The sequence below is a fragment of the Pseudomonas sp. AC532 genome (assembly GCF_979258965.1).
In genome coordinates, this window is record NZ_OZ409888.1 from 1,057,788 (window position 1) to 1,081,531 (window position 23,744).

The window sequence follows — 23,744 nt, forward strand, 5'->3', positions numbered from 1 at the left end:
CGCATGAAAATCACCAGGATCGACACCACCCGCCTCACCAACCTGCCCAACCTGTTGTGGGTCGAGGTGCACACCGATGACGGCCAGGTAGGCCTCGGCGAGACCTTTCGCGGTGCCGAAGCGGTGGAGGCCTACATCCATTCGATCTGCGCCGGCATGCTGCTGGGCAAGGACCCGTTGCAGATCGAACGGCACAGCAAGGCCCTGCTGCGCGGCTACCTCGGCTTCAACGGTTCCGGCGTGGAAACCCGCGCGGCTTCGGCGCTGGACATCGCCCTCTGGGATATCTTCGGCCAGGCGGTCAATCAGCCCGTCTACCAGCTGCTCGGCGGCCTCGCCCACGACAGCATGCGCGCCTACAACACCTGCGCCGGCGGTAACTTCAACACTGGCAGTGAACAGCGCCGCATCGTCGCCAAGGGCGAGGCGACGGTCAGCGAGCGCTATGACGATCAGGTCGCCTTCGTCGAATGCCCGGACGAGCTGGCCCAGAGCCTGATCGACGACGGTTTCAGCGCCATGAAAATCTGGCCCTTCGACGTTTTCGCCCTGGCCAGCGGCGGCCAGTACATCAGCTCGGAGGATATAAAAAAGGGCCTCGAACCCTTCGAGAAAATCCGCAAGGCGGTCGGTGATCGCATCGAGCTGATGTGCGAATTCCACTCCCTGTGGAACGCCACCACGGCACTGGCCATTGCCCGTGAGCTGAAGGACTACGGCATCTTCTGGGCCGAAGACCCGATCAAGATGGACACCGTGCAGGGCCTGGCCGATTACCGTCGGCTCAGCGGCCTGCCAGTCTGCGGCAGCGAAACCCTGGCGACGCGCAGCGCATTCCGCGACCTGCTGGCCGCCGACGCGCTGGATTACGTGATGCTCGATCTGTCCTGGTGCGGCGGTATCAGCGAGGCCAAGAAAATCGCCACCCTCGCCGAGGCCTACCAGAAACCCATCGCCCCGCACGACTGCACCGGGCCGGTGGTGCTGATGGCCTCGCTTCATTTGGGCCTGGCCAGCCCCAACGCGATCTTCCAGGAAGTGGTGCGCGCCTATCTGGCCGGTTTCTATCAGGACCTGGTGACCGCCCTGCCGGTGGTCAACAACGGCTTCATCCTGCCGCCGAGCGGCGTCGGCCTGGGCACGGCGCTGAACCCGCGCCTGCGTGATCGTGCGGACTGCGTGGTGCGTACGTCGCAGCTCTGAACCACAGTGCTACTTGCCAGACAGCCCCTGCTGCTGCGGCGCAGCGGCCTGGCGCCCATTGCACAGGGCCAACAGCAGCGCCAGTGCCGGGAACACCCCGCCCATCAACGCGGCGCCCTGCCAACCGAAATTCTCGTAGATCGGGCTGGCAATGGCCGAACCGGTGGCGCCGCCGACGAAGATGCTGGTCATGTACAACGCGTTGAGGCGTGCGCGGCTGTTCTGCTCCAGGGCATAGACCTCGCGCTGGCCCAGCACCATGTTCAGTTGCACGGCGAAGTCCAGCAGCACGGCACACAACACCAGGCCGAGCACCCCGGCCAGCGGGCTGCCCAGCGTCAACGCAAAGGCCAGGGGCGCGAGCACCAGCGCCACCAGCGTGGCAGGCCGGGTGTGACCCGCATCGGCCAGGCGCCCGGCAATCGGCGCGGCGATGGCGCCGATGGCGCCGACCAGGGCGAACAGTGCCACCTGGGTCTGGCTGAAGCCGTAATGGCGCACCAGTTCCAGCGGCGCCACGGTCCAGAACAGGCTGAACGAGGCGAACATCAGGCCTTGGTACAGTGCGCGCTGACGCAGCGTCGAGTAGCGGCGCAGCAGGCTGAGCAGCGACAGCAGCAGGTGCCCGTAATGGCCGCGATTGTCCGGCACGTGGCGTGGGATGGTGGTGGCGATCACCACCACGATGCCCAGCATCATTGCCGCCGCGGCGAAGTACACCGCGCGCCAGCCGAAGTACTCGGCGATCAGGCTGGCCACCGGGCGTGCCAGCAGAATGCCCAGCAGCAGCCCGGCCATGATATTGCCGACCACCCGCCCCCGGGTGGCTTCCGGCGCCAGGTGAGCGGCCAGGGGAATCAGCATCTGCACCGATACCGAACTGAGGCCGATCAACAGCGCCAGGCTCAGAAACACCCCCGGCGAGGTGGAAAACCCTGCTGCCAGCAGGCAGACCATCGCCGCCAGTGTGGTCAGCAGCATCAACCGGCGGTTTTCCAGCAGGTCGGCCAGCGGCACCAGAAACAGCAGCCCCACGGCATAACCGATCTGCGTCAGGGACACGATCAGGCTGGCCTTGTGCATCGACAGGCCCACCGCCGGTGCAATCAGCTCGATGATCGGCTGGGCGTAATAAAGGTTGGCGACGATGGCGCCGCAGCAAAACGCGAACAGCAGCACCAGCGCTGGCGACAGGCCGTGGTGCTGGCGGGAAGTGGTTGTGTGCATGGTGGTCCTCGCGATTATTCGGTGCGGATCGTCGCCCTGGGCAACGGCCTGCCAATGCTCTGCCGCCACCCGCGATGGGCTGGCCGGTTCAGGTGTAGCCAGGTTAAAACGCAGCCGGGCTGCTGGAGAATCCGCCGAGCGCGCAATGCAGCGTTGCGCAGAATCGAACGCTGCCGCTCAGGCTGCGATCTCCAGCACCTCGCGCAGAAAGGCGATGAACGCAGCAACCCGCCGCGAGCCGCGCTGGTTGGGCAGGTACAGCGCACTGATCGCGCCACTCATCGCGCCGGGCGCCACCTGATAGTCCGCCAGCAGGCGTGTCAGCCGGCCGCTGGCGACGTCCGCGCTTACCAGCCAGTCGGCCAGCAGGGCAATCCCCTGCCCGGCCAGCGCCGCCTCACGCAGCACGTCGCCATTGTTGCTTTGCAGAGGCCCGTGCACGGCCACCTGCTGCACCTCCCCGGCCCGGCTGAACTGCCAGCGCTGGCCGGCCGCGCCGAAATCGAAGCGCAGGCAATCGTGCGCCAGCAACCCGTGCGGCTCGCTGACGGGCTGGCTACGCGCCAGGTAGGCCGTGCTGGCCACCAACCAGCGCTGGAACTCGCCCACCCGCAGGCTGACCACATCCTCGCTGACCACTGCGCTGCCGAGGCGCACGGCGACGTCGACCCGCTCACCGAGCAGGTCGACCACCTCATCGCTCAGGCGCAGGTTCAACTCGAGTTCCGGGTGCCGTTCGAGCAGGCGGCCCAGGTGCGGGGCGATGATCCGCCGACCGAACTCCACCGGCACGCTGACGTTCAGCCGCCCACGCGCCTGGCCGCCGCGGTCGGCGATGGCCGCATCGGCCTCGTCGAGCGCTTCGAGGATGGCCACCGCGCGCTCGAAGTAGGCGCGCCCGGCCTCGGTCACGCTGACCTGCCGGGTGCTGCGATTGAGCAGTACGCTCTGCAGCTCGGTTTCCAGGGCGCTGACCAGCCGGGTCAGCGACGATGTCGCCATGCCCAGGCTGCGGCCCGCCGCGGAAAAGCCGCCGCAACGAACGGTTTCAACGAAGGCTTTCAGGGCCAGCAGCTTGTCCATGGCAGGCGTCCGCAAGTGGTTCGGTGGTGACTCTAGCGCAGCGTGGGCAACAGGCATTGCATATGCGTCGTCTGCCAAACCGGATCGTTTTCAATATCGGTGACCGTGAAGCCCTGGCGCTCCCAGAAGCGAATGGCGCCGGGCAGAAACGGGTGAGTATGCAGGTACAACACCTGTATGCCCGCCGCTTCGGCCTGCTCGCGCAGGCGCGCATACAGTTCCCTGGCCAGGCCACCCCGACGAAATGCCGGCGCCACGAACAGACGCACGATCTCTACGGTGCGCAGGCCATGGTAATCGAGCTGCGCAAAGCGGTGATCGAAGGGCAGGTAGCCGATGGCGGCGACCACCTCACCCGCGCAACGAGCCAGCCAGAAATGGCCATCGTCGCCCTCCAGGTATACCTCGCGGAAATGTGCCAGGTCAGCGGGCAACACACGGGCGTCGAGCATCGGGAAGATCTGCGCACGGGCGGCCATGACGAACGCCACCACCTCGTCGATATCGCCCGGCTGCACGCTGGCGATGTGGATCGGTGACCTGCTCATGCTCCTCCCGGATGGCGATACCTGCTGCAGGCCATGCGGCCACAGCTGAACGTGCCGCAACATAGCGGCGCGCCCGCCACCTCGCAAGCGCTCGCCTGTGCTTCATAGAACGTGCCGGGGCACCAATCAGTGGCCGTGCGGTCAGCCAAGGCCCGACATCGAGCCGCCGCCGCAGTTTTTACCCTTGAGCCTCGCCGCCGTTCTCGTTATAAGTCCCGCTACTTTTCCAAGGCCCATCAGGCAGACCATGAGCCAAGCTGATCTCCTCGACCAAGACCCCGTGTTCCAGCTCAAAGGCAGCATGCTGGCCATCACCGTGATGGAGTTGGCGCACAACGACCTGGCGCGCCTCGACGTGCAGCTGGCGGAGAAAGTCGCCCAGGCGCCAAACTTCTTCAGCAATACGCCGCTGGTACTGGCGCTCGACAAACTGCCGAAGGATGAAGGCGACCTCGACCTTGGCGAGCTGATGACGCTGTGCCGCAAGCATGGCCTGCGCACCCTGGCCGTGCGCGCCAACCGCGACGCCGACATCGCCGCCGCCAACGCACTGGACCTGCCGGTACTGCCGCCATCCGGTGCCCGCGAGCGGGTCATCGATCCTGCTCCGAAACCACCGGAGCCACCGGCCAAACCGGCCGAGCCCGAGGTCAAGCCGACCCGCGTGATCACCACGCCGGTGCGCGGTGGCCAGCAAATCTACGCCCAGGGCTGCGACCTGGTGGTACTGGCGCCCGTCAGTGCCGGTGCGGAACTTCTCGCCGATGGCAACATCCATGTCTACGCACCGATGCGCGGCCGCGCGCTGGCTGGCGTCAAGGGTAATAGACAGGCACGGATCTTCTGCCAGCAAATGGGCGCCGAACTGCTCTCCATCGCGGGCCAATACAAGGTTGCCGAAGACCTGCGTCGTGACCCGAACTGGGGCCGTGCGGTACAGGTCAGCCTGACGGGCGACGTGTTGAACATCACCCGTCTTTAACGGATACTGCCCGGCACTTTTAACTGTCACATCGGGCACCTGAACGCCTTCGGGCGGGCTTTCAAAACAATCATCGGCACGCGAGCAGACGATCCGGGCGAACCCCGCGCAGGTCGTGAAACACCCGGCCGAACGATTCTTTCGACAGACCGCCAATCGCGGCAGGCTCCTGTTTTTATTCATTTTTAGGGTGAATCACCTTGGCCAAGATCCTCGTAGTCACTTCCGGCAAAGGTGGCGTCGGTAAAACCACCACCAGCGCTGCCATCGGTACCGGCCTCGCCTTGCGCGGCCACAAGACCGTCATCGTCGATTTCGACGTCGGCCTGCGTAACCTCGACCTGATCATGGGCTGCGAACGCCGCGTGGTGTACGACTTCGTCAACGTCGTCAACGGCGAAGCCACCCTCACCCAGGCCCTGATCAAGGACAAGCGCCTAGAGAACCTCTACGTGCTGGCCGCCAGCCAGACCCGTGACAAGGACGCGCTGACCCAGGAAGGCGTCGAGAAGGTCATCAACGAGCTGCGCGAAAACTTCGAATACGTGGTCTGCGACTCGCCGGCCGGTATCGAGAAAGGCGCCCACCTGGCCATGTACTTCGCCGACGAAGCCATCGTGGTCACCAACCCGGAAGTTTCCTCGGTTCGTGACTCCGACCGCATGCTCGGCCTGCTGGCCAGCAAGTCGCGTCGCGCCGAACAGGGCGGCGAGCCGATCAAGGAACACCTGCTGCTGACCCGCTACAACCCGGAGCGCGTCACCCGCGGTGAAATGCTCGGCGTGGAAGACGTGGAAGAAATCCTCGCCATCCGCCTGCTCGGCGTCATTCCCGAATCCCAGGCGGTGCTCAAGGCCTCCAACCAGGGCGTGCCGGTGATCCTCGATGACCAGAGCGATGCCGGCCAGGCCTACAGCGATGCCGTCGACCGTCTGCTCGGCAAGGAAGTGGCACACCGCTTCCTCGATGTTAAAAAGCAGGGCTTCCTGCAGCGCCTGTTTGGAGGTCGAGAATGAATATTTTCGACTTCCTGCGCTCACGCAAGAAGGAAGCCACCGCCTCCATCGCCAAAGAGCGCCTGCAGATCATCGTTGCCCACGAACGTGGCCAGCGCACTCAGCCGGACTACCTGCCTGCCCTGCAGCAGGAGTTGGTCGAGGTGATCCGCAAGTACGTCAACATCGACTCCGACCAGGTTCAGGTCGCACTGGAAAACCAGGGCAGCTGTTCGATTCTGGAATTGAACATCACCCTGCCGGATCGTTGATCCGCATACCGTAGGGTGGGTTAGCGGCGCCTGGTGATGAGTTTGAATTCACCGCCAGAGCCAATGCGCTGCGTAACCCACCACGCGATGGCAGAAGCAACATCGATCCTTTTGCAGCAAACAGCTTCACGAATGGCGGCCTCGATGGCCGCCTTTCGTTTTTATCGCCCAACCAAAAGAATGCCCATGCCGCTCAGCCACATCGAAATCGTCCACCAGGACGCCGCCCTGCTGGTGATCAACAAGCCCACCCTGCTGCTCTCGGTGCCCGGCCGCGCCGATGACAACAAGGATTGCCTGGTCACCCGCCTGCAGGAAAACGGCTACCCCGAAGCGCGCATCGTGCACCGCCTGGATTGGGAAACCTCCGGCCTTATCGTGCTCGCCCGTGATGCCGACAGCCACCGCGAACTGTCCCGGCAATTCCACGACCGTGAAACGGAAAAGGCCTACACCGCCCTGTGCTGGGGTTCGCCCGCAGGTGACAGCGGCAGCATCGACCTGCCGCTGCGCTACGACCCGCCGACCAAGCCGCGCCATGTGGTCGACCATGAGCAGGGCAAGCATGCCCTGACCTTCTGGCGCGTACTCGAACGCCATGCCGAGCACAGCCGCGTCGAGCTGACGCCGATCACCGGCCGCTCGCACCAGTTGCGCGTGCACATGCTGTCCATCGGTCATCCACTGCTTGGCGACGGCCTCTACGCTCACGAACAGGCCCTGGCCGCGTACCCTCGCCTGTGCCTGCACGCCAGCATGCTCAGCCTGACCCACCCGCAAAGCGGCGAACGCCTGCGCTTCGAGTGCCCGGCGCCGTTCTGATGGGTAAGCGCTTATCCCGCCTGGTAGCCCGGCACAGAGGGTAGCGAAACCCGGGAACAGCTCCTGGGTATCACTACGCTCAACCACAGGCTACGGGCTGATCGCTGCTCTGGTAGCCCGGCGTAGAGCGAAGCGAAACCCGGGTGCAACGCCTCGGTATCGCCTCGATCGTCCGCAGGCTACGGACACCGAGAGCCGGCATGGCAACGGCAGCGCTTATGAAGGACAATGCCGCCCCGCCAAGCGATGGCCGCCCTGTGCCGACAACAAATCGCCCGCGTACCGGATAGCCAACCGCCGACCCCGCATCCAAGGAAACTTGCATGGCCCTGCCTCGCCCGCGTTTCGCACCGACTCTGCTCGCCATTGCGCTGAGCCCGACGTTCTCCTGGGCCGTCGATTCGGTGGTCGCCCTCGACGCGACCACCATCGAAGAGCAGGCCAATGGCGCCTACCAGGCGCGCAGCGCGTCGGTCGGCGGGTTCGCGGATGCGTCGCTGCTCGATACCCCGGCCTCGGTGTCGGTGGTCACCCGGCAGTTGATCGATGACCAGCAGGCCCGCCTGCTCAGCGATGTGCTGAAGAACGACGCATCGGTGGGCGAGGCCTACGCGCCGATTGGCTACTACGAGAACTTCGTGGTGCGCGGCTTCTCGCTGAATGCCGCCAACAGTTACCGTGTCAACGGCCGCAGCGTGGTGGGCGAGCAGAACGTGGCGCTGGAGAACAAGCAGCAGGTCGAACTGCTCAAGGGGCTCTCGGGCCTGCAGAGCGGCGTGACCGAGCCCGGCGGGCTGATCAACTACGTGACCAAGCGTGCCGAGAACGTGCGCTCGCTGAGCGTGGCCAGCAACCAGGACGGCGAGCGCTATGTCGCCGCCGACCTCGGCCATTGGTTTGGCAGCGAACAAGAACTGGGCCTGCGCTTGAACCTGGCCCACGAGGACATACGCTCATTCGTCGAGCATGCCGACGGCACGCGCGACTTCGTTTCCCTGGCCCTGGACTGGAACCTCTCGCCGGACGCCACGCTGCAGCTGGACGCCGAATACCAGACTCGCGAGCAGCGCTCGGTGGCCGGCTACCAACTGCTGGGCGGCACCCAGGTACCGAGCGGCGTCGACCCGGACAAACGCCTCGGGCACCAGAGCTGGGGGAAACCCGTGGGCATTGATTCGCTGAACCTGGGCGGGCGTTTCGAGTACCGCCTCGATGACAACTGGAAGGCTGCGCTGGATGCATCGCGCAGCAACGTGGTGATCGATGATTACAGCAGCTTCCCGTACGGCTGCAGCCCGGCCTCTGGCTGCAGCGACTGGCTGACTCATTTCAGCCCCGAAGGCGGTTATGACCTATATGACTACCGCAGCCCGGACGACACCCGCCGTCATGACGAGCTGCAGGCCACATTGTCGGGCGCCTTTGCCACCGGCCCCGTTGGCCACGAGCTGACCGTCGGCACCAGCGCCCTGCGCCGCACCGTGGATCGTCGCAGCTCGGTCAATGAGTTCATCGGCACCGGTAACATCAATGAAGAGGTTGCCGACTTCGCCCCGACCGACGTACCGCTCAACCCCAAGAATCGCCGCCTCGACAGCCGCCAGTACGGCCTGTTCTTCAGCGACCGCATCAGCCTCGATGAACAGTGGCAGGTGTTGGTGGGCGGACGCCAGGTGCGCCTGGACGAAGAGTCTTATGATGGAAATGGCACCCGCCAGCGCCATACACGCCGCTCCGAGTTTCTCCCCAACGCCGCGCTACTCTACAAGCCGCAGGCGGACACCACCCTGTACGTGAGCTACAGCAAGGGGCTGGCCCTGGGTGGCGAAGCGCCGTGGTTTACCAGTAACGATGGCGAAATTCTCGCACCGACCCTGTCCCGCCAACTGGAAGCCGGCCTCAAGCGCGACTGGCAGGGCCTTAGCCTGGGCGCTGCGCTGTTTCGTATCGACCAGGCACTGCAATACAGCCGCCCAGACGACAACGGCGACCTGACCTATGTGCAACAGGGCAAGCAGCGCAATATCGGCCTGGAGCTCTCTGCCAGCGGCCAAGCCACTCGCGATCTGCAGCTGTCGGCCAGCGCTGCAGTCATCCGCGCCCGGGCGATCGACAGCGGCACCGAAGCGTACGAAGGGCACCAGGCGGTGAACGTCCCGCGGGTGCGCGCCAGCCTGGCGGCCGACTACCAGGTGCCAGGCGTCCGGGGCTTGGCCCTGCTCGGCGGCCTGCAGTACAGCGCCAGCAAATACGCCAACCCCAGCGGCACGGTGAAAGTCGGCGACTACACGCTCTTCAACCTGGGCAGCCGCTACACCACCCGCATCGACGGGTACGAGACGGTGCTGCGCCTGACCGTCGACAACCTCTTCGACACGCGCTATTGGCGCGACACCGGCGCCTACCAGGGCGATGGCTACCTGTTCCCGGGCGACCCACGCACGGCGCGCCTGTCCGCCACCGTGAGTTTCTGATTCGCCAGGCTACCGATTGATTCGGCAGCTCAGGCTACCGGCGCTGAAGAACCTGACCATGATTCGCCAATTAAGCAGCGAGCTCAGAATGCGTAACTCTCTCTTCCTCCCCACCGCGCTGCTGACCACCCTCCTGGTCGGCTGCCAGCAAACACCCAAAGAACATGACCAGCTCGACGCCGTGCTGTGGACGCAAACCTCAATCGAACACGAGCTGCTCTATCAGCAGGTCTATGCGGCTGCGACCCGCCAGTTGCAACCAGCGCTGGCCGATCCGCAGTGGGATGCCCTGGCGCAGCCGCCCCGCGACCTGACAGGCCTGCCACCCGCAGTGATCGTCGATATCGACGAGACGCTGCTCGACAACACGCCCGTGAACGCTAAATCGGTAGTCGAGGGCGGCCCTTACGATTACGCCGACTGGTATCGCTGGGTAGAACAGGCCAATGCGCGCGCCCTGCCCGGCTCCGTAGCCTTCATGCAGGCCGCGGCGCAGCTCGGCGTCACGCCCTACTACCTGACCAACCGCGAACCCGGCCAGGAGGCCGACACCCTGCGCAACCTGCGCCAGGCGGGTTTCCCTATCGCTGACGAGGGGCAGATCCTCACCGCCGGCACGGCCATTGGTGGCTGCCAGCAAGCGGGCTCGAACAAGACCTGCCGCCGCCAGTGGGTTGGCGAGCGAGCACGGGTTCTGCTGCTGGTCGGCGACAGCTACAGCGACTTCATTGCAGCGGCCAATCGATTGAGCGAACAACGCAAGGCCGCAGCGCCCTATCAGGCATGGTTCGGCCAACGCTGGTTCCTGCTTCCCAACCCGACCTACGGCGGCTGGTACACCGCGCCGTATGGGGATCGTGATGAACTGCCGGACGCACAGAAACGTGCCTTGAAGCACGAGGCCTTGATCCAGCCCCACGCGCAGTAGATTGCAGAGATAAAGAGCGCCCTGGCGGCGGTCAGCGCACCGTCGCCGCCCATCTGCATATTGCAGGCCAGAAATCGCGAATAAACCCTACATATTGTGTTTATGTGACGAAGTGAATTTCCCGCGCCGATGCCCGAAAAAAAACTGCCTGCGGCAACAAGGCCGCCTTCGCGGACAGCACCCGCGCGACACCCAGTATCCATGGGCATTTGCGCCACTTACCCCGTTTTAACCCACAGATTTATCCACAACCTGCGGGGCTTGCCTTAGCGCCCCGACCGCACTATCTTGTATCCCCAGCTCGCCAAACCCCTACATGTTGGGTTTTTGCTGAAAAAGAACACAAGCACAGATGCCCTGAAAAAGTCCATATGCAGCGTCGTTTCGGTGCACTCGATCATCACCGGTTACCACGCCTTGGCTCACAGAGGCACCGCGCTACCGCACGTCCCCCGGGTCGGCGGCTCATACAGAACACCGCTCGCCGCGCGCGCACGGGCAACACTACATCTAGTGGCCGTGCCGAGCAGGAAGCACCAGTAAAGCAGGGATGACGCGTTCCCGCACCGAGACAGTACCGACTGCAGCTGCGCATGGCGCCAAGCCAGTCCATCAACGCCTTTTTGCAACACCCTGTTGCCAGCCTTGTGCAGGCCTCAGGTTTTGTCGACTGGAATGAAGTCAGGTAACCGTCACGGTCAGCGCAGAACGCTCATCCCGGAAAATTTCATTGATCATGGAGACCTTCATGCATACCGATACCACTCGTGAGAACCCACAGGCCCAGGTGCCTCAGGGTGACGCCACTCAGGCTCTGGCTGCCACCGCGCCAGGCCAACTGCGTGTGATCAAGCGTAACGGCACCGTCGTGCCTTATACCGGTGACAAGATCACCGTTGCGATCACCAAGGCGTTTCTCGCAGTGGAAGGCGGCAACGCCGCCGCCTCGTCGCGTATTCATGACACCGTTGCGCGCCTGACCGAACAGGTCACCGCGACCTTCAAGCGTCGCATGCCGTCGGGCGGCACCATCCACATCGAAGAGATCCAGGATCAGGTCGAACTGGCCCTGATGCGTTCCGGCGAGCAGAAAGTCGCCCGCGATTACGTGATCTACCGCGAAGCCCGCAGCCAGGAACGCAAGACCGCCAGCGCCGCCGACGGCATCGCCCAGCCGCACCCGAGCATCCGCGTGACCCTGGCTGACGGCAGCATGGCGCCGCTGGACATGGGCCGCCTCAACACCATCGTCACCGAAGCCTGTGAAGGCCTGCTGGAAGTCGACGGCGCGCTGATCCAGAAAGAAACCCTGAAGAACCTCTACGACGGCGTTGCCCAGAAAGACGTCAACACCGCCCTGGTGATGACCTCGCGCACCCTGGTCGAGCGTGAGCCGAACTACAGCTACGTCACCGCCCGCCTGCTGATGGACAACATCCGCGCCGAAGGCCTGAGCTTCCTCAACGTCGCCGCCAGCGCCACTCACCACGAGATGGCCGAGCTGTACGCCAAGGCCCTGCCCGCCTACGTCGAAGCCGGCGTCGAGTTCGAACTGCTCGACCCGAAACTGAAAACCTACGACCTGGAAAAACTGGGCAAGGCGATCAACCACGAGCGCGACCAGCAGTTCACCTACCTGGGCCTGCAGACCCTTTACGACCGTTACTTCATCCACAAGGACGGCATCCGTTTCGAACTGCCGCAGGTGTTCTTCATGCGCGTGGCCATGGGCCTGGCGATCGAAGAGCCGAAGAACCGCGAAGACCGCGCCATCGAGTTCTACAACCTGCTGTCGTCGTTCGACTACATGGCCTCCACGCCGACTCTGTTCAACGCCGGCACCCTGCGCCCGCAGCTGTCGAGCTGCTACCTGACCACCGTGCCGGACGACCTGGGCGGCATCTACGACGCCATCCGCGATAACGCACTGCTGAGCAAATTCGCTGGTGGCCTGGGCAACGACTGGACCCCGGTTCGCTCGCTGGGCGCCTACATCAAGGGCACCAACGGTAAATCCCAGGGCGTCGTGCCGTTCCTGAAAGTGGTCAACGACACCGCCGTCGCCGTCAACCAGGGTGGCAAGCGCAAAGGCGCTGTCTGTGCCTACCTGGAAACCTGGCACATGGACATCGAGGAGTTCATCGAGCTGCGCAAGAACACCGGTGATGACCGTCGCCGTACCCACGACATGAACACCGCCAACTGGATCCCGGACCTGTTCATGAAGCGCGTCTTCGACGACGGCAAGTGGACCCTGTTCTCGCCAAGCGAAGTGCCGGACCTGCACGACCTGACCGGCAAGGCCTTCGAAGAGCGCTACGAGTACTACGAAGCCCTGACCGAGTACCCAGGAAAGGTCAAACTGTTCAAGACCATCCAGGCCAAAGACCTGTGGCGCAAGATGCTCTCGATGCTGTTCGAGACCGGCCACCCATGGCTGACCTTCAAGGACCCTTGCAACCTGCGCAGCCCGCAGCAGCACGTGGGCGTGGTTCACAGCTCCAACCTGTGCACCGAGATCACCCTGAACACCAACAAGGACGAGATCGCCGTCTGCAACCTGGGCTCGGTCAACCTGCCGAACCACATCGTTGACGGCAAGCTGGACACCGCCAAGCTGGCCCGCACCGTGAAAACCGCAGTACGCATGCTCGATAACGTCATCGACATCAACTACTACTCGGTACCGCAGGCGCGTAACTCCAACTTCAAGCACCGCCCGGTCGGCCTGGGCATCATGGGCTTCCAGGACGCGCTGTACCTGCAGCACATCCCGTACGGCTCCGATGCCGCCGTCGACTTCGCCGACAAATCCATGGAAGCGGTCAGCTACTACGCCATCCAGGCTTCCTGTGACCTGGCCGACGAGCGTGGCGCCTACGAAACCTTCCAGGGTTCGCTGTGGAGCAAGGGCGTGCTGCCGCTGGATTCGCAGCAGATCCTCATCGAGCAGCGTGGCCAGAAGTACATCGACGTCGACCTGAACGAAACTCTCGACTGGGCACCGGTAAGGGCTCGCGTACAGAAAGGTATTCGTAACTCGAACATCATGGCCATCGCGCCGACCGCCACCATCGCCAACATCACCGGCGTGTCGCAGTCCATCGAGCCGACCTACCAGAACCTGTACGTGAAATCGAACCTGTCGGGCGAGTTCACCGTGATCAACCCCTACCTGGTTCGCGACCTCAAGGCGCGCGGCCTGTGGGACTCGGTCATGATCAACGACCTGAAGTACTACGACGGCTCCGTGCAGCAGATCGAGCGCATCCCGCAGGAGCTCAAAGAGCTGTACGCGACCGCCTTCGAAGTGGACACCAAGTGGATCGTCGATGCGGCCAGCCGTCGCCAGAAGTGGATCGACCAGGCTCAGTCCCTGAACCTGTACATCGCCGGCGCATCGGGCAAGAAGCTCGACGTGACCTACCGCATGGCCTGGTACCGTGGCCTGAAAACCACTTACTACCTCCGTGCCCTGGCTGCGACCAGCACCGAGAAGTCGACCGTCAACACCGGCAAGCTCAATGCCGTGTCCAGCGGTGGTGACCAAGGCCTCAGCGCAGCCCCCGCTGCCGCGCCGGCCCAAGAGGCCTCGCCAGGCCCGGCTCCGGTTCCGAAGGCCTGCGCCATCGACGAGCCGGATTGCGAAGCCTGCCAGTAATGGCCCAGCCGGCTGCAGCAGCTGCAGCCGGCCCACATAACCCAAGAGCCGGGCTATAGCCGGGCCTCTGATAATCAGCCGTAGCGCTCTGCGTGCACCGCGAGCCACCGACGATTAGCCACTATCCATACAGGCCGGCTCTCACGCCGGCCCTCTAGCAGGAGCCAACCCATGCTGAGCTGGGATGAATTCGACAAGGAAGACGGCGCAGAAGCCGCCGCTCCAAAACAGACCGCAGCACAAGCCAGTGCCGACATGAGCCTGGACAAACTCAATCAGGTCGGAGGCAACGCCGCCCTCGAAGCACGCGCCATCGACGCCAACGACTCCGACGCAGTCGCCCGCGCCAAGAAAGCCCTGAACGACCTCGACATCCAGGAAGGTCTGGACGATCTGGAAGGCGCCTCCGGTCGCGTGGAAGTCGGCGACAAGCAGATGATCAACGCCCGCGCCGACCTCAACCAACTCGTACCCTTCAAGTACGACTGGGCCTGGCAGAAGTATCTGGATGGTTGCGCCAACCACTGGATGCCGCAGGAAGTGAACATGAACGCCGACATCGCGCTGTGGAAATCCACAGACGGTCTCAGCGAAGACGAGCGCCGCATCGTCATGCGCAACCTCGGTTTCTTCTCCACCGCCGACAGCCTGGTTGCCAACAACCTGGTACTGGCCGTGTACCGCCTGATCACCAACCCCGAGTGCCGCCAGTACATCCTGCGCCAGGCCTTCGAGGAAGCGATCCACACCCACGCCTACCAGTACTGCATCGAATCGCTGGGCATGGATGAAGGCGAGATCTTCAACATGTACCACGAGATCCCGAGCGTCGCGAAGAAAGCCTCCTGGGGCCTCAAGTACACCCGCTCGATCTCCGATCCCAAGTTCGAAACCGGCACCCCGGAAACCGATCGCCAGTTCCTCAAGAACCTGATCGCCTACTACTGCGTACTCGAAGGCATCTTCTTCTACTGCGGCTTCACCCAGATCCTCTCCATGGGCCGCCGCAACAAGATGACCGGCACCGCCGAGCAGTTCCAGTACATCCTGCGTGACGAGTCCATGCACCTGAACTTCGGTATCGACGTGATCAACCAGATCAAGATCGAAAACCCGAGCCTGTGGGACGCGCAGATGAAAGACGAAGCGACCCAGATGATTCTGCAGGGCGCCCAGCTGGAAATCGAATACGCCCGCGACACCATGCCCCGCGGCGTACTCGGCATGAACGCGGCGATGATGGAGGACTACCTCAAATTCATCGCCAACCGCCGCCTGACCCAGATCGGCCTGAAAGAAGAATACCCAGGCGCCACCAACCCGTTCCCCTGGATGAGCGAAATCATGGACCTGAAGAAAGAGAAAAACTTCTTCGAGACCCGTGTGATCGAGTATCAGACTGGCGGGGCGTTGAGCTGGGATTGATTCCTGAGTCTCGACCATTAGGACAGATTAGAAAGCGCTTTGCCTGAGAATGGATGTTCGGGGTAGCGAGAGAAACTAAAAGCCCCGCCTAGTGCGGGGTTTTTTTATTGAGAGCAATTATGACAATTACTGCACAAGAAGCATTAGAGGCACTTAATTTCGGATCAGTAGACGCTGAGAGCGAAAAAGATTTAAGTGAAAAATTCCTAAAAACAAATGACTTCAAGCTATTCATAGACCCTAATACATCCTTAATACTGGGCCCTAAAGGCTCGGGCAAAAGCGCAATCTTCGAATTAATAACAAAGTATGAATTCACCGCTCGATCTTGGGCCGGCGCCGCGTTAGACAATGTGCTACTCGCAGAAGCAACAGGCTTTCGGGACCTCAGCGAAATAGACACAAGCACAATAGAAGAACTCCAAAAAAACCCTGACTTCGGATATCCAAAGCTCTGGGAGATATATTTCTCCATAAAGCTCGCAACAAAACTCTCACAAGCCGGGATAAAAACAAAAGGGGCATCATCCCTCCTACTTAAGCAACTTGGAAAATCACCCGATTATAGGCTACTACCCTTAGCTAAAACGCTATGGGGGAAAATCTTCGGAAAAGTTCCCAAAAAAGTAAATATCCCTTTCATTGGCGAAATAAATATCGGCAGCACAATAGCATCAGTCAGCACAAACGAAGTCCTACAAGACATCAGCAGTACACTCACAAAGCAAAACAAAGAGGCCTGGCTGATCTTCGATAAAATCGATGAAATCTTCCCTATGTCTCCAAACAATCGAGCCGAGGCATTATCACACCTAATGCAAACAAGCATGGAATGCCGAAAGAAATACCCGAACATAAAATTCAAAATATTCTTAAGAACAGACATTTGGTCCCACCTCAAATTCACGAATAAGACCCATCTAATAGATAAAACCATAGAACTAAAATGGGAAAGAGCCAAACTGCGCGACCTCCTCGTGAAACGAGCACTAACCAACGGACCAGTAAAGCTATACATAGAGAAAGAACTACAAGAAAAAATAAATATCGAAAAACTATCAGAAGAAGCCAAAGATAAAATCTTCTACCTGATTTTTGACACACAGGTATACAGCGGCCCTAGAGAAACAAGCTCATTAAATTGGATGATTGAACGCGCCACAGACAGCCTAGACGGCGTGTACCCCAGAGAAATGATAATGTATGGAAACACCGCAAAAACCATACAAATGAAATCCGGCACTACCGGAACACCGCTTATCAGCGGGACATCTATAAGAGACAGCTACTACATCGTATCCAAGGCCCGCTGCGATGGATATTTGAGCGAATTCCCGAACTTCTCCAAACACTTCGAGAAATTTGCTGGAAAAACAAGCGGAGAGTTCAGCCGCACCGATCTTTTAGAGATGTTCGAAGGACTAACTCCTTCAGCTGAAGAAGCAATACCTGAACTATCGGCAAATATTGGAATACTAAAGCCAGCAAACAAACAGCACGCAGCAACAGCATTAAACTACAACGTACCACGTCTATATATATCTGGCCTAGGAATTACGACTAAAGGCAGACCTTAAAGTGGAGCGAGTAGCCCGGACAACCACCATTGTAGAGGTAAAAGGGACAGATTTATTTTCTCTGTCACCCTCTACTACTGGTTTCGCCCTTACGGCGAGTCACTTTCTCTTTGCTCGCGCGAAAGAGAAAGTGACCAAAGAGAAAGCGCGCCCGGCATCCGGGTTTCGCTACGCGAAACTCCCCTCGCTCCGGCGCTGTTCCGAGGGTCGTCACGGTGGGCCATCCCTGGCCCATCGTTCCTCGTTTGGCATCCATGCCAAACGCCCCTCTCCACAGCACCTCCACTCGGCCTCCTGACGGGATTCGGGGATCGCGGTGTTTGAACGTTTTGTGGAAGCAAGAACAGAGCTTACAGAGCGGAACATCGCGGCTAGCGCCGCGATGTTCCGCTCTGTTTAGTACTGGGTCACCGATCTCGCAGGCAACACCAAACGCCCCGTCAGGACGCCGAGTGGAATCGTTGTAAGGGGGGTGAGCGGCATGGATGCCGCGAGAGCCGCGATGGGCCAGGGATGGCCCTTCGTGGGGGGCCGCCTAGATCGTGCCCCTGGAACAATGATGGAGCGAGGAAACGTAGCGAAGCGCAGTAACAGCCGCAGGCTGGCCCGAAGGGTGAGCGAAGCGAATCAACCCGACGAAGTCGGGCCGGATGCCAGGGGCAAGACCTTTTGCTTACTTTTGGCGGGGCCGGCCATCCGGGCGTTTGCCAAAAGTGAGCCGCTGTAAGAGCGGAACCGGTATCGACAGCAACATCGAAGCGGCGAGTTAAAACCCACAGAACTTGGGCGGGCCGCCACCGCAATGGTGGATGAAAAGAGCGTCATCCACCCTACAAGGTCTGCCGCTCCAATCCGCTGCGCCGTTATAAAGCAAGTAACCCGGACTACCATTGCAATGGTGGATGAAAAAGGCGTCATCCACCCTACGTAGGGCAACTGTGGTGGTGATGTCGGATGTAGGGTGGACAACGCGAAGCTTGTCCACCATGGTGAAAACACCCGCACGTTCAAGGATGAGCCGCCATGCCCGATTACCGTCGCGCCCGTGCTCCCGGCGCTACTTACTTCTTTACCGTCAATCTGCGTGACCGCACCAGCGATCTGCTGATCCGCGAGATCGATCTGCTGCGCGAGACGGTAAGGGCCACACGCTCGCGACACCCTTTCCATATCGATGCCTGGGTGGTGCTGCCCGAGCATATGCACTGCCTATGGACGTTGCCGCCAGGGGACGCCAACTTTGCCTTGCGTTGGAAGGTAATCAAATTCGCCTTCGCCAAACGCTTGCCCATCACCGAAACACGCACAGCCAATCAGCAGCGTCGGGGCGAGCGCGGTATCTGGCAGCGGCGTTACTGGGAGCACTTGATTCGTGATGAGCTGGATTACCAGCGGCACTTCGATTACATCCACGTCAACCCGATAAAACATGGGCATGTTGAATACTTGGTGGATTGGCCCTATTCAAGCTTCCATCGAGCAGTGGCAATGGGCGTTTATCCGAAAGACTTGTGTGCCGAAGTGGATGATGGCGATTACGGCGAGTAAGAGGCCGAATCTCTGTGGCATACGGACGACAGCTGTTGGGCTCAGATTTGTTTGGTGGATGAAAAGAGCGTCATCCACCCTACGCACTGACGTAGCAAGTAGCCCCGACTACCATCGCAATGGTGGATGAAAAAAGCGTCATCCACCCTACGTGACTACTTACTAGCCCTTGCCCTTCTTCTTGGCAATCGCCTTCATGCGCGCCGCCGCCTTCTGCACCGTGGCCATCTTCTCCGGCCGCTTCATGCCGCGCCATTTGCGGATTTCTTCGCGGGTGCGGCCGCAGCTGACGCACAGTTCGCTGTTGAGCTGGCACAGCGAGACGCAGGGGTTCTCAATGTCCTTGGCCACGTTTGCCCCTTGCCTGCCGCGATGAATCCAATGTTACCGGCCCGCTATCGTGCGGCCTGGCAGCCAAGCGTTGTTCGGCGCGAAAGGCCACGTGAGCGGCGATGTTCGAGACGGTGATGCCGATCTCGTCGAAGGCGGCCTGCGTCAGTTCGAGCATGCGCGCCTTGTTCGGGCTGCCGAGGGCGCTGTTCATGCGGGCCTCGGTATCGAACACCCAGGTCACCCGCAGGCTGCGCGGAAAGGCGTCGTAGTCCACGTCATGGGTGAGCCACTGGAACCCGACGATCTCGCTCTTGGCGGTTTCGCAGGCGGTGGTGAGCGTACGGGCCAGCTCTCGCTCCATGGCCGTGTGCGTGCGTTTCGAGGACATCATTGCCTTCTATGGATCTGTCAGGGCTGTGCAACGGAGTGGGTAACTTTACCTGAAGCACCGGCGCAGTGTTTCCGGTGGCTGCAAAGCGCCGACAACCACAGTTGCCAATTCGCAGCGAGCGCGTCCGCCAAGCGCCCCCAGCCCACCACCCGGCTGCAAGCGTTACAATGGCACCCGCCGTTTTATCAAGAGCCCGCCTTGTCGATGTTCACTCTCGTTCACCTGGATACAACGCCGCCCGAGTCCCTGAAAAGCCAGGTGCTGCAGATGGTGGTGGATTACTTCAGCGATATCAGCCCGGTGTCGCTCACGCCCAGTAACCCGCTGTATCAGCTGTACCAGTACGTGATCGGCTTCGAGGTGCACCTGTATCTGCAGGCCATGAACGGCGAGCCGGCGAGCCCGACGCAGCTGATTTTGGCGCTGGACGACGAAGACCCCGCCGTGGTGCTGGGCTTTGCCCTGTACCTGCCGAGCGCCGACGATGCCGAGGCCTGCACCCTGGCTTACCTGGCCGTGCAGGCCAGCCATCGCCGCAAGGGTGTTGCGCGGGCCATGCTGCAGCAGATCATCGAGCGCCACCCGCATGTCGAGCTGGCCTGCTCGACCGGCCAGGTGCCGACCTTCGAGGCACTGGGCTTTCAGGTGCTGGCGGCGCAGGGCCCGCAGGTGTCGATGAACACCCGCGACTATCGCTCGGACGGCATGGTGGCGGTGCAGGACCTGGAACCCATCTACCAGTCCACCGAAGTGCGGCAGATTCATGCGTACCTGTTGAAGCAGCACGGCAAGAAGGCCATGACCGAAGCCGAGAAAAAGCGCGACCGCCTGCTCGACCAGATGACCTATCAGGCGCAACAACTGGTCAGCGAGCGCCTCACGCCGACGATTCACTGACGACGCCCGCGCGCTGGGCGAAGCAAAGGCGGTCCGCTCTCGAAACGGCGGCTATACACCTGTCAGCCGTGCGCCCCTGTCGCTCTGCCGAAGCGTAACGCGCGATGGATTTGCGTGACGCATCACGCAGCGTTGCCGGCTGATGCACTACGCTGAGCAAGCCACCTTGAGCGGACCGCGATGAACGACGGCAGCAACCTGATCCTCTTCTTCGTGACACAACTCGTGCTGCCGTTGGGGCTCGCCTATGCCTATTGCCGTCGCAAGGGTATTCCCAACCAATCCTGGCGAGCGGGCGCCATCTTTCTGGTGGCGTTGTCCGCAGCAATGCTGCTGTTCACCGGCCTGCTTAACCTGCCCACCCATGTGAAAAACGTCGGCTTCATGACCAACCGCCCCATGGGTTTGACCTGCGGCGCCATCGGTATCGTCGCGGGGTTGGTGATGGGTTGGGTTGCGCGGCATTTCGAAGGGAAGCCAGAGCGCTAGTCGCGCTGCATCGTTGCAATCGCACTCGGCAGATAAAGCAGGATCGCCCCGGTTGTTCGGGCACGACCGGCGCCTGGACAAGGAGTTATGTTTATGGACATCCGTTTTCTGACCTACCCCGAGTTTCAGAGCGTGTATTTCTACCGCTCCATCACCCTGGCTATTCTGGCGGTTGTCGGCGTGCTGGTGATCGTCAGGGCACCGGACACGCGCCTACCCGAGCTGACGGTGGTCGGCGGTTGCCTGCTGATCATGGCGTGGCGGTTTGCCCTGGAATGGCGGCGTTTGAGCAAGGCCGGGCCCGCTTCGGTGCATGACAACCAGTTGATCGTTGCCAGCCCACGCGGTGATCGGCGCATAGCGCTGAGCAGCGTTCGGGCGGTCACCTCGATGCACAGCCTGTTCATGGTGCGGCGCTACCGTTCGTGGTCCGACCACCTGGCGTTCTTGCAATTCACCCTGCACAACGGCGAGCACATTTACACGCTGGTAGAAAGTGCGGTGTTCGAATCGCCAGCGGCCAAACAAAGCCTGAAAGCCATCCAGGCCGCCGTGCTGGCCGCAAAGGTAAGTAGCGCAGCCACTGAGCATCCCGCCGCGCCGGCAAGCTGACGCGCGCCACGGCACGCAACGGAGCGGGCAACAACGCGCCCCGCTGCGCCGGCCCAGGCATCAGAAGCTATAGGTACCGGTTACCACCAGGTTGCGCGGCTCGCCGAGGCGGATTTGCCCGGCGCTGGTCGCTGAGCTGTAGTAGGTGCGGTCGGTGAGGTTGTTCAGCGCGGCGCGCAGGTCCCAATCCTTTTGCCGGAAACCGGTCAGGGCATCCCAGCGCCCGTAACCCGGCAGCACGGTGGTGTTCTGGTTGTCGGCAAAGCGACTGCCGACCAGGGTCAGGCCGGTTTCGGCGTACCAGCCCTGCTCCGGCTTCCAGGTCAGGAACAGGCTGCCGTTGCGCTTGGCGACGTTGCTGACGCGGTTGCCTTGCAGGCCATTGTTGTCCTTGACGATGGTGGCGTCCTGCAGGCCGATGCCGCCACGCAGGTACCAGTTGCCCGCCAGTTGCCCGGTGGCGGTGAGTTCGATGCCGCGCGAGCGCTGCAGGCCGCTGAGGATGAACAGTGCCGGGTCGTTCGGGTCACTGGTGCGGCGGTTGTAGAGCTCCAGCTCGTAGATGGCGAAGGTCGTGCTGAGGCGATCATCGAGCCAGTCGCTCTTCACACCGACTTCCTTCTGGCGGGTCTGCTCCGGGTCCAGGTCATTGGCATTGCCGGATGCGCCGGGAGTGATGCCGATCTGCCCGCCACCGACCGGGGAATAGCTCTTGCTCCACGAGGCGTAGATGGAGTGATCCTGCAGCGGCGTCCAGACCAGGCCGACGCGCGGGCTGACGCTGTTGTCGTCGCGGCCATCCTTGATGCCTACCATGTTGGTGGTTTCCACGTCGAAACGGTCGTAGCGCAGGCCGGCCAGCAGTTGCCATTGGTCGTTCAGGCGCAGTTGGTCCTGTACGTAGATCGCCCGGCTTTCGACTTCGCTTCGGTTGTTGCTGGAAGGCACCATGGTGCCGGTGTGGCTCTGATTGCGATCAGGGTTATAGATATCGAGCGTCGGCACTGCCTGGCCGCCACGGTTGGCAGCGAGTGAGGTATAGAGCTTCGGATCACGACGCTGGCTGCCGATCTCCACCCCGGTGAGCAGCCGATGCTCGAATCCGTACGTGTCGACAGTGCCTTCAGCTTCCAGGTTGTTGTAAAGGTTGCGGGTCTGCAGGTCCTGCTGGAAGCGCGCACGGCTCACCCGGTTGGTCGCCGGGTTGGCGCTGGTGAGATAGGTGTTGTCGAAGTCGCTGTCGAGCTTGAACACGCTCAGCGTCTGGCGCAGCTGCCAGTCGTCGTTCAGCTCGTAGGTCAGCCGGGAGCGCAGTGTTTGCGCCTTGTCGTCGATGTAGTCGCGGTCATCGCCATAGGTGGTGCCGCGTTTCACGTCGGCCGGGCGCCCGTTGACGCCGGGGATGCCGCGATCCGGGGTGCGGTCGAAGCGGCTGTACTCGTACTGCCCAACCCAATTGAGCCGGGGCGTCAGTTGCCAACTGATGGCTGGTGCGAACAGCTGGCGGTGGCTGGATACGTCGTCGCGGAAGCTGTTGGCGTCGTGGTTGCCCATGTTCAGGCGCAGGCTGACGTTCTCGGTCGTATCGGCACTCAGGTCAGCGTACAGGCTGCGCATGTCCTCGCTGCCGCCCTGTGCCTCGATGCTGGAGCGGCGTCCCGCTTCCGGCACTTTGCTGACACGGTTGACGATGCCGCCCTGGCTGCCACGCCCATAGAGCACGGCGGCCGGCCCCTTGAGCACGTCGATACGCTCGATGTTGTGCAGGTCGCGCACGTACTGGCTGTCGTCGCGCACGCCGTCGAGGTAGAAGTCGTTGCTGGCCTCGAAGCCGCGGATACGCAGGCCGTCGAAGCGGGTATCCGCCCCGCTGCTGACGTTGGGAATGCCGCTGAGCGCGGTAGCCAGATCCTGAGTGCCGTAATCCAGCACAGTGGCGGTTTTGACCGAATCGATTGCCTGAGGCACGTAGCGAACCGGCGTTGCGGTGCGCGTCGCCGTGCTGACCTCCTTCACCCGGGGGGTATCGGCCTCGGCGTCGCGATCGGCGTTGATCGATGTTTCAGGGAGCACGGTTGGAGCCGCTTGGGTGAAGGCGACCGTGAAAACAAGGGAAAAGCCAAGCGCAACGGAGTTGGAACGCAAATAGGCGGGCATGAAAGAGGCGCATCCAGACAGAGGGGAGTTATTTTTCGATGCGAATGATAATGCTTAATATTTACTTAAAACAGTACTCCCCATTCTTATTTACATTCATGTGCACAGCCACCTTGGCCT

20 protein-coding genes are annotated in these 23,744 nt (G+C 61.7%); 14 read left to right on the plus strand and 6 right to left on the minus strand.

What is annotated here, in order from left to right:
* Positions 1–3: 3 nt before the first annotated feature.
* The gene (locus ACZ0AV_RS05075) at positions 4–1,203 is read left to right on the plus strand and encodes a mandelate racemase/muconate lactonizing enzyme family protein (RefSeq protein ID WP_499150030.1); all 1,200 of its coding nucleotides are present in this window, start codon (positions 4–6) and stop codon (positions 1,201–1,203) included.
* 9 nt (positions 1,204–1,212) lie between these two features.
* Here the strand turns inward: ACZ0AV_RS05075 and ACZ0AV_RS05080 are convergent, their stop codons facing one another.
* From ACZ0AV_RS05080 to ACZ0AV_RS05090, 3 genes are all read right to left on the minus strand, one after another.
* On the minus strand, positions 1,213–2,430 hold the full coding sequence (locus tag ACZ0AV_RS05080; protein WP_499150031.1) for an MFS transporter: 1,218 nt from the start codon (positions 2,428–2,430) through the stop codon (positions 1,213–1,215).
* A 177-nt stretch (positions 2,431–2,607) separates the two neighbouring features.
* Positions 2,608–3,513, minus strand: coding sequence for a LysR family transcriptional regulator (locus tag ACZ0AV_RS05085; protein WP_499150032.1), 906 nt, complete (start codon positions 3,511–3,513; stop codon positions 2,608–2,610).
* Positions 3,514–3,545: 32 nt separating this feature from the next.
* Positions 3,546–4,061 (minus strand): GNAT family N-acetyltransferase, encoded by a 516-nt coding sequence (locus tag ACZ0AV_RS05090; protein WP_499150033.1) that lies wholly within the window; start codon positions 4,059–4,061, stop codon positions 3,546–3,548.
* A gap of 247 nt (positions 4,062–4,308) precedes the next feature.
* Here ACZ0AV_RS05090 and minC point away from each other — a divergent pair, with 247 nt between their 5' ends.
* From minC to ACZ0AV_RS05140, 10 genes are all read left to right on the plus strand, one after another.
* The gene (gene minC, locus ACZ0AV_RS05095) at positions 4,309–5,043 is read left to right on the plus strand and encodes a septum site-determining protein MinC (RefSeq protein ID WP_499150034.1); all 735 of its coding nucleotides are present in this window, start codon (positions 4,309–4,311) and stop codon (positions 5,041–5,043) included.
* A 200-nt stretch (positions 5,044–5,243) separates the two neighbouring features.
* Positions 5,244–6,059 carry a septum site-determining protein MinD gene (gene minD / locus ACZ0AV_RS05100; protein ID WP_084304021.1) on the plus strand — a complete coding sequence of 272 codons (816 nt, stop codon included), beginning with the start codon at positions 5,244–5,246 and terminating at the stop codon, positions 6,057–6,059.
* Positions 6,056–6,310: a cell division topological specificity factor MinE gene (gene minE / locus ACZ0AV_RS05105; protein ID WP_070883881.1), complete on the plus strand. Its 255-nt coding sequence runs from the start codon at positions 6,056–6,058 to the stop codon at positions 6,308–6,310. Before minD ends, minE begins: the two co-directional genes overlap by 4 nt.
* A 186-nt stretch (positions 6,311–6,496) precedes the next feature.
* Complete coding sequence (locus tag ACZ0AV_RS05110) at positions 6,497–7,132, plus strand: RluA family pseudouridine synthase (protein WP_499150035.1); 636 nt, start codon at positions 6,497–6,499, stop codon at positions 7,130–7,132.
* 323 nt (positions 7,133–7,455) lie between these two features.
* Positions 7,456–9,606 (plus strand): TonB-dependent siderophore receptor, encoded by a 2,151-nt coding sequence (locus tag ACZ0AV_RS05115; protein ID WP_499150036.1) that lies wholly within the window; start codon positions 7,456–7,458, stop codon positions 9,604–9,606.
* 88 nt (positions 9,607–9,694) lie between these two features.
* Positions 9,695–10,534 carry a 5'-nucleotidase, lipoprotein e(P4) family gene (locus tag ACZ0AV_RS05120; RefSeq protein WP_499150037.1) on the plus strand — a complete coding sequence of 280 codons (840 nt, stop codon included), beginning with the start codon at positions 9,695–9,697 and terminating at the stop codon, positions 10,532–10,534.
* A 748-nt stretch (positions 10,535–11,282) separates the two neighbouring features.
* The gene (locus ACZ0AV_RS05125; protein WP_499150038.1) at positions 11,283–14,195 is read left to right on the plus strand and encodes a ribonucleoside-diphosphate reductase subunit alpha; all 2,913 of its coding nucleotides are present in this window, start codon (positions 11,283–11,285) and stop codon (positions 14,193–14,195) included.
* Positions 14,196–14,366: 171 nt separating this feature from the next.
* Complete coding sequence (locus ACZ0AV_RS05130) at positions 14,367–15,620, plus strand: ribonucleotide-diphosphate reductase subunit beta (protein WP_499150039.1); 1,254 nt, start codon at positions 14,367–14,369, stop codon at positions 15,618–15,620.
* 119 nt (positions 15,621–15,739) lie between these two features.
* Positions 15,740–17,197: a P-loop ATPase, Sll1717 family gene (locus ACZ0AV_RS05135; RefSeq protein WP_312971619.1), complete on the plus strand. Its 1,458-nt coding sequence runs from the start codon at positions 15,740–15,742 to the stop codon at positions 17,195–17,197.
* A gap of 1,023 nt (positions 17,198–18,220) precedes the next feature.
* Positions 18,221–18,745, plus strand: a complete 525-nt coding sequence (locus ACZ0AV_RS05140; RefSeq protein ID WP_499150040.1) for an REP-associated tyrosine transposase — start codon at positions 18,221–18,223, stop codon at positions 18,743–18,745.
* Between the two features lie 162 nt (positions 18,746–18,907).
* On the opposite strand, the gene ACZ0AV_RS05145 is transcribed toward ACZ0AV_RS05140, so the two are convergent.
* Together ACZ0AV_RS05145 and ACZ0AV_RS05150 are read right to left on the minus strand one after the other, a co-directional pair.
* A complete protein-coding gene (locus tag ACZ0AV_RS05145; RefSeq protein ID WP_069517055.1) occupies positions 18,908–19,096 on the minus strand; it encodes a DUF1289 domain-containing protein in 189 nt (62 codons plus the stop codon).
* Positions 19,080–19,466, minus strand: a complete 387-nt coding sequence (locus ACZ0AV_RS05150; RefSeq protein WP_499150041.1) for a hypothetical protein — start codon at positions 19,464–19,466, stop codon at positions 19,080–19,082. Before ACZ0AV_RS05150 ends, ACZ0AV_RS05145 begins: the two co-directional genes overlap by 17 nt.
* Positions 19,467–19,673: 207 nt before the next feature.
* On the opposite strand from ACZ0AV_RS05150, the gene ACZ0AV_RS05155 reads away from it, so the two are divergent.
* The 3 genes from ACZ0AV_RS05155 (at position 19,674) to ACZ0AV_RS05165 (ending at position 21,467) form a co-directional block, all read left to right on the plus strand.
* Positions 19,674–20,366: a GNAT family N-acetyltransferase gene (locus ACZ0AV_RS05155; RefSeq protein ID WP_092364829.1), complete on the plus strand. Its 693-nt coding sequence runs from the start codon at positions 19,674–19,676 to the stop codon at positions 20,364–20,366.
* Positions 20,367–20,546: 180 nt separating this feature from the next.
* On the plus strand, positions 20,547–20,855 hold the full coding sequence (locus ACZ0AV_RS05160; RefSeq protein ID WP_499150042.1) for a hypothetical protein: 309 nt from the start codon (positions 20,547–20,549) through the stop codon (positions 20,853–20,855).
* A 93-nt stretch (positions 20,856–20,948) separates the two neighbouring features.
* A complete protein-coding gene (locus tag ACZ0AV_RS05165) occupies positions 20,949–21,467 on the plus strand; it encodes a hypothetical protein (RefSeq protein ID WP_499150043.1) in 519 nt (172 codons plus the stop codon).
* A gap of 60 nt (positions 21,468–21,527) precedes the next feature.
* Here ACZ0AV_RS05165 and ACZ0AV_RS05170 read toward each other — a convergent pair whose 3' ends face one another.
* Positions 21,528–23,624 carry a TonB-dependent receptor gene (locus ACZ0AV_RS05170; protein WP_499150044.1) on the minus strand — a complete coding sequence of 699 codons (2,097 nt, stop codon included), beginning with the start codon at positions 23,622–23,624 and terminating at the stop codon, positions 21,528–21,530.
* Between the last annotated feature and the right edge of the window lie 120 nt (positions 23,625–23,744).